6 protein-coding genes are annotated in these 12,487 nt (G+C 74.8%); 1 reads left to right on the forward strand and 5 read right to left on the reverse strand.

Features of this window, described 5'->3' with window-relative positions; translation table 11 throughout:
- Window positions 1–28 precede the first annotated feature (28 nt).
- On the reverse strand, window positions 29–1,567 hold the full coding sequence (locus V6U81_RS24160) for an amino acid adenylation domain-containing protein (RefSeq protein ID WP_420884070.1): 1,539 nt from the start codon (window positions 1,565–1,567) through the stop codon (window positions 29–31).
- Between the two features lie 63 nt (window positions 1,568–1,630).
- Here V6U81_RS24160 and V6U81_RS24165 point away from each other — a divergent pair, with 63 nt between their 5' ends.
- Complete coding sequence (locus V6U81_RS24165; protein WP_334492396.1) at window positions 1,631–1,915, forward strand: phosphopantetheine-binding protein; 285 nt, start codon at window positions 1,631–1,633, stop codon at window positions 1,913–1,915.
- Between the two features lie 44 nt (window positions 1,916–1,959).
- On the opposite strand, the gene V6U81_RS24170 is transcribed toward V6U81_RS24165, so the two are convergent.
- From V6U81_RS24170 to V6U81_RS24185, 4 genes are all read right to left on the reverse strand, one after another.
- The gene (locus tag V6U81_RS24170) at window positions 1,960–2,907 is read right to left on the reverse strand and encodes an ACP S-malonyltransferase (RefSeq protein WP_334492399.1); all 948 of its coding nucleotides are present in this window, start codon (window positions 2,905–2,907) and stop codon (window positions 1,960–1,962) included.
- Between the two features lie 44 nt (window positions 2,908–2,951).
- On the reverse strand, window positions 2,952–4,208 hold the full coding sequence (locus V6U81_RS24175) for a pyridoxal phosphate-dependent aminotransferase (protein ID WP_334492400.1): 1,257 nt from the start codon (window positions 4,206–4,208) through the stop codon (window positions 2,952–2,954).
- The gene (locus tag V6U81_RS24180; protein ID WP_334492402.1) at window positions 4,205–5,533 is read right to left on the reverse strand and encodes a KamA family radical SAM protein; all 1,329 of its coding nucleotides are present in this window, start codon (window positions 5,531–5,533) and stop codon (window positions 4,205–4,207) included. The genes V6U81_RS24175 and V6U81_RS24180 overlap by 4 nt, the downstream gene beginning before the upstream one ends.
- 209 nt (window positions 5,534–5,742) lie before the next feature.
- A partial coding sequence (locus tag V6U81_RS24185) for an SDR family NAD(P)-dependent oxidoreductase (RefSeq protein WP_477463711.1) occupies window positions 5,743–12,487 on the reverse strand: 6,745 nt, incomplete at its 5' end.

A 12,487-nucleotide genomic window follows, 5' to 3' on the forward strand; every position in this document is an offset into this window, starting at 1 on the left:
GCCGCCCGCTCCGCCGCGGTCGCGCCGGTCACGCGGGTACGGCCGCGGCCTCCCGGGCCAGCCGCCCCCGGTCCACCTTGCGGTTCGGGTTGAGCGGCAACTCGTCGAGGTGCCGGTAGGTGCGCGGCAGCATGCCGGCCGGCAGGAGCTGGCGCAGCTGCCGGGCGAGCACCGCCGCCGGGGTCACCTCACCGGTGTAGAAGACCACCAGCTCCAGCCCGTCGTCGCTCGCCCGGGTGACCGCCACCGCGTCCTCCACCCCGGCGCAGGCCCGCAGGGCGTGCTCGACCTCGGCCAGCTCGACCCGCCAGCCCTGGAGCTGCACCTGGGAGTCCAGCCGCCCCAGGTAGACCAGCTCGCCGTCGGCGAGCCGCCGGACCCGGTCACCGGTGCGGTACCAGCGGCGCCCGTCCCGGTCGAGGAACCGGCCCTCGTCGTCGGCGGGGTCGAGGTAGCCCGCGGTGAGCTGCGGGCCGGTGATGCAGAGCTCACCCTCGGTCGGCGACTCCCGGCCGTCGGCGTCGAGCAGCACGTGGTCGTGGCCGGCGTGCACGGTGCCGATCGGGGTCAGCCCGTTGACGCAGCGCGCCGGTGAGGTGGCCGGCGACCAGCGGTGCCCGGTGACGGTGATGGTCAGCTCCGTCGGGCCGTAGATGTTCTCCAGGGTGGACCGGTCGGCGGCGCCCTGCCAGTCCTCGGCGTCGGCCGCGCGCAGCGCCTCGCCGGCGAAGAGGCTCCACCGCAGCCCGGGCAGCGCGCCCGGCCCGAGGCCGCCCATCCGCCGGACCAGCCCGATGCTGCTGGGGGTGGAGAACCAGACGGTCATCCGCCGTTCGGCGACGAAGGCCGGCAGGTCGCGGTACGCCTGCGCCGGCACCGGGTGCACGGCGGCCCCGGCCCCCCAGGCGCAGAAGAGGTCGAACATCGCGCAGTCGAAGTTCAGGTCGAAGGTCTGCGAGAAGACGTCGTCGGGTCCGAAGTCGTACCGGGCGTCCATCAGCGTGAAGTAGTGCCCGACGCTGGCGTGGCTGATCGGCACCCCCTTCGGCCGGCCCGTCGAGCCGGAGGTGAACAGGGTGTACGCCACCGCGTCCGGCGCCACCGGGCGCGGCGCGGCCAGGGCGTCGCCCGGGTGCACCGGAATGGTGTGCCGGTCGCCGGCCGGCCCGTCGCCGAGCACCGGCAGCGCCGGCCCGCCGGCGCGCAACTGGTCCAGGGCGGCCCGGCCGGCCGGGTCGGCGACGACCGCGGTGACCCCGGCGGCCGACAGCATCCGCCGGGTCCGCACCGCGGGGAAGTCCGGGTGCAGCGGCACCACGGTGGCGCCGGCCCAGAGCGCGGCGAGCACCCCGGCGTACCCCTCGACGCTCTTGCCGGCCAGCACCCCGACCGCGGCGGGGGGCCCGCCGTCGGCGGCCACCAGCGCCCCGGCCCAGCGGGACGCCAGCTCGTGCAGGGCGGCGTAGGAGACCTCCCGGGCGCCGACCCGCAGCGCGGTGCGGTCGGGTCCGAGGGCGAGTCCACGCAGGAATCTCCCGGGCAGCGGCAGTGCGGTGTCGTCCATCATCGGTCTCCGCGATTAGGGGGACGGCAGGGGTTGTCCGCCGCCCGACGGTGGGCTTTTGTCGAAATGGACGAGGAAGTGTCCGGGAGGATGGAGAAAATGATGTGGGATGACAGGTTCGAGGAAATCATGCGTCGGTCGCTGCCATTCCTTCCCGTCGGGGAAAAGCTCGATCCGGACGCCGATCTGCGCGATCTCGGACTCGATTCACTGGGTACGGTGGAACTGCTCTCGCACCTCGAGAAGGCGTACCAGGTCCGGTTCACCGACGAGCTGCTGAGCATGGACACCTTCGCCACCCCCGGCGTGCTGTGGACCGCGCTGTCACGCATCGTCCCGACCGCGGCCTGACCCCGCGGGTCCCGGTCGCCGAGGCGGCCGGGACCCACCAGCGTTCAGGCGGGGACCTGCCGGCGGCGCGGGGTCAGCGCCAGGCGGGGGTTCGCGGTCACCACGTCGAAGTTGCGGGTCGTGCAGCCCACCCGGCCGAACAGGTGGTCCGGTCCGGCGACGAAGACTCGACCGATCCCGTTGCGGCGCATCGTGGCCACCACCTCCGGCCACCGCACCGGCGACACCAGGCCGTCCAGCAGCATCCGGCGCACGCCTTCGCCGCTGTGCCGGATCGTGCCGTCCTGGTCGGCGACGACCGGCACCTGCGGGTCGACGAACCGGACGTCCGGGAAGACCTCCCGCTCGACGAGGTCGCGCAGCGGGCCGAACGCGGCCGAGTGCATCGGCGGCTCGGTCACGTACAGCGGCAGACCGCCGGCCGCGCGCAACCGGTCCGAGAACCAGTCCAGCCGCTCCCGGCGCAGCGACACCATGTGGAAGTCGTCGTCGATGTAGCAGGCGACGTCGTGCCAGCCCCCGTCGGCGGCCAGCTCGGCCAGCACCTCGTCGAGCCGTTCGGTGGGGGTACGGGCGAACGACAGGGTGACCACGTCGCGGTGCTCGCGGGCGAAGTACTCCTCCTCGCAGCGGGCGATCCGGGCGGTCATCGCGATCGCGTCGGACGCGGTGACCGCGCCCGCGTACGCGGCGGCCGCCTTGCCGCCGAAGCTGGCGCTGGCCACCAGCGCCGGCACCACGTTGTGGCTCTCCGCCGCCCACTCGGCCAGCGCCAGGCAGTTCACCAGGAACGCCACCTGGGCGTACTCGGAGTAGTCCCCGTCGGTGTCGCGGTAGCGGTCGACGAGGGAGTAGCCGAGCGTCTCGTCGGCGACCGCGACGAGCCGGCGGGCCGCCGGGTTGATCATCATGAACCGCGCGACGTCCGCGAAGCGGGCCGGTCCCATGCCGGGGAAGACGATCGCCTCACCCGGTGGTCTGTCGTGCTCCATGTCGTGTCCTCTCCGCGCCGCACGCTGCCCGGTCCGCCTCGCGGCTACCGGCAGAGCTTGGCGAAGCGTTCCTCGATCCTGCTGAGTGCGTCCCTGACGTGCGGCAGGGCGAGCGGGTCGGCGGCGTCCAGCGCCGCGGCCCGTTCGACGTCGGTGTCGCCGTAGAGCAGACTCGTCGCGGCCCGGAACCGCAGCGCCGACGGGTCGTCGCCCTGGTGGTGTCCGCCGAGGACCGCCACGCCGTACGTCTCGAGCAGCTCGTGCTGCAACGAGGTCGAGTCGGTGACGCCGCGGCCGGCCAGCAACTCGCGCAACGGCGCGAAGTCCGGGTAGACGTAGAAGCCACCGGTCGGCGGCCGGCAACTCGCGCCGACGTCGACCATGATCCGGTGCACCGCGCCGGCGACGGCGCCGTGCAGCCGGGCGGCGGCCGCCAGGTAGGCCCGGATCTCCGGCGGCTCGGCGAAGGCGTACGCGGCGACCTCCTGCATCGGCTGTGCCAGCGTCGACCACACCTCGCTGGCCACCGAGACGACGTCGGCGCGGAGCCGGTCGCCGGCGGCACCGGCCGGGAAGCGGACCGCGCCGATCCGCCAGCCGCCCAGGGCGAGGTTCTTGCTCAGCCCGGTGGTGACCAGCGTCCGCTCGGGCAGCAGCTCGGCCGGGCTGACGAACTCGGTCGCCGGGTCGTGCACGAGGTCCCGGTAGATCTCGTCGGAGACGATCCAGAGGTCCTCCCGCTCGGCGATCGCGCAGAGCCGGTGGACCACCGCGGGCGGGGCGAGGGTGCCGGTGGGGTTGTCCGGGAGGGTCAGCAGCAGGATGCGGGGCGTGTGGCCGGCCCGCCGGGCGTCCCGCAGCGCGTCGTCGAGCAGGTCCGGGTCCGGCACCCCGCCGCAGTCGGCCGGGATGGGCACCCGGATGGCGGTCTTGCCGGCCAGGGCGGCCTGCGGCGCGTAGGTGTTCCAGCAGGGGCGGGGCAGCACGATGTCGCCGGCGAGCACGAGTTGCAGCCCGATCAGCAGGGCCTTGCTGCCCGGGGCGACCACGACCTGCTCGGGGTCGGTGGGCAGCCGGCGGCGGCCGAAGTAGCCGGCCACCGCCTCGCGTACGGCCAGGTCCCCGGCGACCGGGCCGTACCGGTTGCGGCGGGCGCCGGCCACCAGCCGGTCGACCAAGGGCGGGAAGACCGGCAGCCGGGCCTCGCCGAAGCCGAGGTGCACGATGGACTCGCCGGCCGCCTGCCGGGCGGCCACCCGCTGGTCGAGGGCCATGTTCGGCGACGTCTGCCGGGTGCTCACCGGGCCGCCCCCGCCCCGGCGACGGCGGCGACGATGTCCGCCGGGGTGGACGGGTCCAGCCGCAGGTCGTCGAGCCAGGCGGCGCTGGCCGACCGGCGGGCCCGGAACGGGCGGCCGACCAGCGACGGGTCGCGGGCCTGGAGCAGCCGTAGCTGGAAGAACTCGCCCTCCGGGGTGTCCACCATCCCGTCCACCACCACCTTGCCGGGGGTGGCGGACATGACCGGGCCGCGCACCGTCCGGGCCAGTCCCGGCAGCTGCTGATACGCCTCGTGGAAGATGTTCACGGCCCGCTCCAGGGGCACCTTGAAGTACTCGTGCGGGCCGGTGTCCCGCTCGACGAACATGTAGTACGGCACCGCCCCGTTGCCGATCTCGGCGTGCCAGAGTTCGCTCCACACCGCTGCGTTGTCGTTGACGTGCGCGATGAGCGGGGCCTGGCAGTAGATCAGCGCGCCGGTGGCCCGGATCCGGGCCAGTGCCCGGCGGGACAGCTCGGGCGCCAGCTCGCGGGGGTGGCTGAAGTGCGCCATCACGGCGACGTTGCGGCCGGTGGCGACGATCTCCTCGAAGAGCCGCAGCACGTCGTCGGCGTCGGAGTCGGTGACGAACCGCTGCGGCCAGTACGCGACCGACTTGGTGCCGATCCGGATGGTGCGCAGGGTCTCCACCCGCAGCAGCGGTTCCAGGTGGCTGCGCAGCCGCTCGGTGGACATCACCATCGGGTCGCCGCCGGTGACCAGCACGTCGGTGACGGACGGGTGCCGGCGCAGGTACTCGATCAGCTGCTCCGGGCCGGGCGCGGCGAACCGCAGGTCGGCGTCGCCGACGAACTGCGCCCAGCGGAAGCAGTAGGTGCAGTAGGAGTGGCAGGTCTGGCCGTGCCCGGGGAAGTAGAGGACGGTGCGGCGGTACTTGTGCTGCACGCCGGCCAGCGGGACACCCTCGTGCAGCGGCACGTTGTGTTCCATCTGCCCGGAGGGGTGCGGGTTGAGCCGGCTGCGGATCTGCCCGATGGCGGCCCGCAGCGCCGGCTGGTCGCCCCGGGCGGAGAGGTCGGCGAGCTGCCGCTCGTCGTCAGGGGTCAGCATGCCCGGTTGCGGGAAGACGAGCTGGAAGATCGGGTCCTCGGGGATGCGCTCCCAGTCGATCAGTTCGCCGAGAACGTATTCGTTGACCCGGAACGGCAGCACCATCGAGACCAGTCGGATGGTCTCCCGGAGGTCCGCGGGTATGCCGTAACGGTTCGCGACCTCGTCCACCTGACGGGGGCCCAACGCACGGAAGCGCTCTGTTCCGGCGAGTGTGGGGGCCAGTATTGTCATGCCTAGGTTCCTCGCGTCTCGGGCAGGCCGGCCTGAGTCCGGCATCGGCGACTCGCGCTGTCCGCCCCTCGGGCGCGGCGAGACCTGACCACCTGGTGACAGGCGTTCTCTTGTCGTCATACGACGGATTGGGCCACCTGACCGCCGCGCTCAACATACGTCGCGCGGCGGCCGGCGGAACCCCTAGCCGAGCCCCTGCTCGGCCCTTATCACGGCCGCTCGCCAGGCAGGGTGCCGAGCCATTCCTCGACCACCCGGGCCGTGACGCCGGCCTCCTCCTCGACCATGGTGAAGTGGTCGGCGGCCACCCCCCGGACGAGATGCCCGGCGTCCCACGGTTGCGCCCGCCAGCTCCCGTCGTCGTCCGCGCCGACGTGCGGCAGGAACGATTCCAGGCACTGCACGAACAACACTGGAACGGTGGTCCGGGCCCGGCTGAACTCCTCGAGCATGCCGCCGTAGGCGCTCATGCCGGAGAGCCGGGCGCTGTCGAAGCGGCCGAACGCGGACTCCTTCTCCAGCAGCCCGAGGATCAGGTCGTCCAGCGGGCCGCCCTTCGCGTCCTGGCCCGGCTTGAACGAGTCGAGCTGCACCAGCCCCGCCGGGCGGATCCCCCGGACGGCCTCCAGGTGGGCGGCCACCGCGTACGCGATGACCCCGCCGGAGGAGTAACCGAGGAGTACGAACGGCTCCCCCTCGGCGGCGGCGAGGACCGCGTCGGCCAGCACCGCGACCGCGGCCGGCGGCGAGGCGGGCAGCGCCTCGCCGAGGGCGAAGCCGGGCAGCGGCACCGCCGCCACGTGCCGGCGCGCGGTGAGGCTGGACGCCACCCGGGCGTACTGGTGCACGCCGCCGGTGGCGATCGGGGAACTGATGCAGATCAGCCGCGGCCGGCCGGTGCCCGGCTCCCCGCCCGCCAGCCGGACGGCCACCGGCGGCCGGTCGAGGTCCGCCGACGAGGTGAACCGGGGCCGGATGGCGGCGACCGCCGCCAGCAGTTGGAAGCCCTGGGCCGAGTTGCCGGCCTCGACGGCGCTACGGAACAGGTCGCTGAGGGTGTCCGCCCACCGTGGTGCGGCGGGGGCCGCACCGTCGGCCGGGCGGTCCAGCGTGCCGACGAGTTCCGCGTGCACGTTGCGGGCCAGCTCGGCGGGGTTCTTGCTGTCGAACACGATCATCGGCGGCAGCCGGAGGCCGGTGGCCGCGTTCAGCCCGTTGCGCAGTTCCACCGCGCTGAGCGAGTCGAAGCCCGCTTCCAGGAAGTCCCGCGCGGGGTCGACGTCGGCGGCGCCGACGTGCCCGAGCAGCTGGGCCGCGCTGGTCAGCACCAGCTCCCGCAGCTCGGCGAGCTGCCCGGCCTCGTCCAGGGTGGCCAGGTGCCGGCGGAACGCGGCCGGGTCGACCCGGCCGGCGCTGCTGCGCCGGCGGGTCGGCGGGACGAGCCCGCGCAGCAGCGGGGGCAGGTCCTCGCGGTTGCGCAGCGCCGCGAGGTCCACCCGCAGCGGTACGACCGCCGCCCGGTCCGCCGCCACCCCGGCGTCGAAGAGCGCCACCCCCTCGTCGACGGTCAGCGCCGGCAGGCCCTGGCGGCGCATCCGGGCGAAGTCGACCTCGCCGAGGTACCGACCCATGCCGGCGCCGGTCCAGAGGCCGTAGGCCAGCGCGGTGCCGGGGAGGCCGTCGGCCCGCCGGTACCGCATGAGCGCGTCGAGGAACACGTTGGCGGCGGCGTAGCCGCCCTGCCCGGCGGCGAGCACCAGGCCACCGGCCGAGGAGAGCGCGACGAAGGCGGTCAGCGGCAGGTGCCGGGTGGCCTCGTGCAGGTACCAGGCCGCGTCGGCCTTGGGTTCCAGGCTCTCCGCCAGCCGTTGCGGGGTGAGCGACTCGACCACCCCGTTGCCGGCGACGCCGGCGGCGTGCAGCACGCCGGTCAGCGGCCACCGTGCCGGGATGTCGGCCACCAGGGCGCGGACATGGGCCGGGTCGCCAAGTTCGCAGGCGGCCAGGGTGACCTCGGTCGCGCCGAGGTCGCGCAGTTCGGCGCGGAGCTCTTCGGCGCCCGGGGCGTCCGGGCCGCGGCGGCTGGCCAGCACCAGCCGCCGAACCCCGTGCCCGGTCACCAGGTGCCGGGCGAGGACGGCGCCGAGGCCGCCGGTGCCGCCGGTGACCAGCACCGTGCCGCCAGCCTCCCAGCGCGGCGCCGGCGCCGCCTCGTCGGCGGGGGTGATCGGCAGCCGGGCCAGTCGGGGCACCAGCACGACGCCGTCGCGGACCGCCACCTCGGCCTCCCCGGTGGCGAGGGCCAGTGGCACGGCGTCGGGGGTGGCGTCCACATCGGCCAGCACGAAGCGGCCGGGCTGTTCCGCCTGCGCGGAGCGGACCAGGCCCCACACCGGGGCGACCCGGACGTCCACGGCCGCGTCCAGGCCGGTGTCGACCGCGCCGTGGGTCACCACGACGAGCCGGGAGTCGGCGAAGCGTTCCTCCACGACGAACGCGCGGACGGCGGTGAGCACCTCGTCGAGGACCGCGCGGACCGCCGCCGGCACCGGGGTCTGCGGGGTCGCGCAGTCGAGCAGCACCAGCTCCGGCACCGGTCCGGCGGCGGGCAGGTCGGCCCAGCGCGGCGGGGTGGCGCCGGTCGGCGCGGCGGAGACCCGGGCGGGGTTCCACTCGACGGCCAGCAGGGACTGGTGCCGGGCCGTGCCGGAGGCGGCGAGCTGTTCCTCGCTGACCTCCCGGGAGACCAGGGAGTCGACCGACAGGACCGGCTGACCGGCGGGGTCGGTGACGAGCAGTGAGACGGCGTCGGCGCCGGCCGGGGCGAAGCGCACCCGCAGCACCGAGGCGCCCGCCGCCGCCAGTGACACCCCCGACCAGGAGAACGGCAGCACCGCCCGGTCCCCACGACCGCCCTCGGCCGCCACGATCAGCCCGTGCATCGCCGCGTCGAGCAGCGCCGGATGCACCCCGAGGCCGTCCACCTCCACCCCGTCGGGCAGGGCCACCTCGACGTACGTCTCGTCGCCGCGCCGCCACACCCCCCGCAACCCCTGGAACACCGGCCCGTAGCCGTACCCCAGCCCCGCCAACACCTCGTACGCACCCTCCACCGGCACCGCGTCGGCGTCGGCCGGCGGCCACACTGCCAGGGCGTCCACGTCGACCGTCGCCGGGCTGGTCGGCGCGACGAATCCCTCGGCGTGCCGGGTCCACGAGACGTCCGGGTCGGCCTCGTCGCGGGAGTGGACGGCGACGGGCCGGGTCCCGGTGTCGTCGGCCGCGCCGACGGTGACCTGGACGGCGACGCCGCCGTGCGGCGGGATGAGCACCGGGGCCTGGAGCGTCAGTTCCTCCAGTCGGCCGCAGCCGGTCTCGTCGCCGGCACGGATGGCCAGTTCGACCAGGCCGGTGCCGGGGAGCAGGACGGTGCCGTGCACCGCGTGGTCGGCGAGCCACGGCTGGGTGTCGAGACAGAGCCGGCCGGTGAGGACGGCACCCCCGTCGTCGGGCAGGGTGACCACGGCGGTGAGCAGCGGGTGCTCGGTGGCGCCGAGCCCGAGGGCGGCGGCGTCCCCGGTCCCGGTGGCGGAGACCGACCAGTACCGCTGCCGCTGGAACGGGTACGTGGGCAGGTCGACCCGCGATCCGGTCGGGCACCACGCGGTCAGGTCGACGGTCCCGCCGGTGGCCCAGAGCCGCCCCACGCCGGCGGCCAGGGTGACCGCCTCGTCCCGGTCGCGGCGCTGGGTGGGAATCGTGACGGTCTGCTCGCCGGTGACGGTCTGCGCGGCCAGGCCGGTGAGGACGGCGTCCGGTCCCACCTCCACGAACCGGGTCACCCCGGCGGACTCCAGAGTGCTCACCGCGTCGGCGAACCGCACCGCGTGCCGGACATGCCGCACCCAGTACTCCGGATCGGTCAACTCGCCGGCCTCGGCGAGCCGGCCGGTCAGCGTGGACACCACCGGGATGGCCGGCGTCGAGTAGGTGAGGGACGCCGCCACCTCGCGGAAGCCGTCAAGCATCGGCTCCATCAACGGCGAGTGGAACGCATGCGACACCGCCAACCGGGTCGTCTTCCGCTCCCCCAGTTCGGCCAACACGGCCTCCACGGCCGCTTCCTCACCGGAGACCACCACCGAGGTCGGGCCATTGACGGCCGCGATGTCCACGCCGTCGACCAGCAGCGGACGCACCTCGTCCTCAGTCGCCTGCACCGCGACCATGACACCGCCGGCGGGCAACGCCTGCATCAGCGCGCCCCGCGCGGCGACCAGCTTGCAAGCATCGTCCAGGGAGAACACCCCCGCCACGTGCGCGGCGGCCAGCTCACCGATCGAGTGACCGGCCACGAAATCTGGGCGCACTCCCCACGACTCCAGGAGCCGATAGAGCGCCACCTCGAACGCGAACAACGCCGGCTGCGCGTTTCCGGTCGCGTGCAACGCGTCCGGATCGTCACCCCACAGCACCGCCCGCAGGTCAGGGCCCCGCTCCTCGGGCCCGCCCGCCAGGCCAGCGTCGCGGTCGCCACCGCCACCCGGCGACCCGCCACCGCCGCCCGCAGCCGGGTCCCGGTCGGCCGCCCCGGCCGGCCCGAAGCCGGCCAGCGCCGCGTCGAACGCCGCCGCGAACACCGGATACGCCGCGTACAGCGCACGACCCATGCCGAGGCGCTGCGCGCCCTGACCGGTGAAGAGCGCGGCGGTCGTACCCGCTGCCGTCCGCTCCCCGGGCAGGTCCGCGAGGGCACTCAGGAGGGCCTCCCGGTCGGTCCCGACGGCCACCGCCCGGTGGTCGAAGACCGCGCGGGCCGCCAGCGCCGCGGCCACGTCGTCCGGCCGGACGTCCGGCAGCGCCAGCAGGTGCGTCCGCAGCCGCGCCGCCTGGTCGGCCAGCGCCTCCGGCGTCCTGGCGGAGAGCACCCACGGCACGACCGGGGCCGGAGTGGCCTCGATCGGCCGGTCGGGCTCGTCCGGCGCCTGCTCCAGGATGACGTGGGCGTTGGTGCCGCTGATCCCGAAGGACGACACCCCCGCCCGACGGGGCCGGCCGGTCTCCGGCCACTCCCGGGACTCGGTGAGCAACTCCACCGCACCGGCCGACCAGTCCACCTGCGGCGACGGCTCATCCACGTGCAGCGTGGGCGGCAGGGTGCCGTGCCGCATCGCCTGCACCATCTTGATCACCCCGGCCACACCCGCCGCGGCCTGCGGGTGGCCCATGTTCGACTTGATCGAGCCGAGCCACAGCGGCCGCTCCGCCGGCCGGTCCTGGCCGTACGTGGCGATCAACGCCTGCGCCTCGATCGGGTCACCCAGCGTGGTGCCGGTGCCGTGCGCCTCGACCGCGTCGACCTCGGCGGGCTGGAGCTGAGCGTTCGCAAGGGCCTGTCGGATCACCCGCTGCTGCGCCGGACCGTTCGGCGCGGTCAGCCCGTTCGACGCGCCGTCCTGGTTCACCGCCGTACCCCGCACCACCGCCAGCACCCGGTGCCCGTTGCGCCGGGCGTCGGAGAGCCGCTCCACCAGCAGCACCCCCACCCCCTCCGCCCAGCCGGTCCCGCCGGCCGACGCGGCGAAGGAACGGCACCGCCCGTCCGCGCTCAGGCCGCGCTGCCGACTGAACTCCACGAACGTCTCCGGGGTGGCCATCACCGCGACGCCGCCCACCAGGGCCAGCGTGCACTCCCCGGACCGCAGCGCCTGGCCGGCGAGGTGCAACGCGACCAGCGACGACGAGCACGCCGTGTCCACGGTGACCGACGGGCCCTCGAGGCCGAAGACGTACGACACCCGGCCGGAGGCGATCGAGCCGGTGCTGTGGTTCTCGGCGTAGTCGTGGTACATCATCCCGGCGAACACGCCGGTGGCGGTGCCGCGCAGCGTGCCCGGGTCGATGCCGGCCCGTTCGACGGCCTCCCACGACGCCTCCAGCAGCAGCCGCTGCTGCGGGTCCATCCAGACGGCCTCGTTGGGGCTGATGCCGAAGAAGCCGGCGTCGAACTCGGCGGCGTCGTGCAGGAAGCCACCCTCCCGGGTGTACGACTTGCCCGGCCGGCCTGGTTCCGGATCGTAGAGCGCGGCGACGTCCCAACCCCGGTCGGCGGGGAACTCGGTGACCGCGTCGACCCCGTCGGCGACGAGGCGCCACAGCTCCTCCGGCGAGGAGACGCCGCCCGGGTAGCGGCAGGCCATCCCGACGATGACGATCGGCTCGTCCGTCGCTGTGGTGGTCGCGGTGGCGACGGCCGCCGGGCCGTCCCCGGCGACCTCGTCGAGGAGGTACGCCACCAGGGCGAGCGGGGTCGGGTAGTCGAAGACCAGCGTGGCCGGGAGCCGCAGCCCGGTGGCCGCGTTGAGGCCGTTGCGGAACTCGACGGCGCTGATCGAGTCGAACCCCAGTTCGCCGAAGGCCCGCTCGGGCTCGATGGCCTCGGGGCCGGCGTGGCCGAGGGTGCTGGCGGCCTGGGTACGCACCAGGTCGAGGATCAGCGCGGCGGACCGCTCCCGGTCGAGGCCGACGAGGCGGTGCCGCAGGTCGCCGCCGGTGGCGCTGCGCCGGGTCCGGACCCGGACGAGGCGGTGGAAGAGCGGGGGCAGCTCGTCGCCGGCGGCGCTGAGCGCGGCGGGGACGAGGCGTACCGGGACCAGGGCCGGTTCGTCGCGGCCCAGCGCGGCGTCGAACAGGGCCAACCCCTGCGCCGCGGAGAGCGGGGCGATGCCGGTCCGGGCGATGCGCTGGCGTTCGGCGGCGCTGAGTTCGGCGGCCATGCCGCTGTCGTCCGCCCACAGCCCCCACGCCAACGACAACCCCGGCAACCCCGCCGCCCGGCGACGCACCGCCACCGCATCCAACGCCGCATTCGCCGCCGCATAGTTGCCCTGCCCCGCGTTGCCGAACGCCCCCGCGATCGACGAGAACAACACGAACGCCGTCAACGGCAACCCA

The organism is Micromonospora lacuserhaii, assembly GCF_036902735.1.
Classification (GTDB): Bacteria; Actinomycetota; Actinomycetes; order Mycobacteriales; family Micromonosporaceae; genus Micromonospora.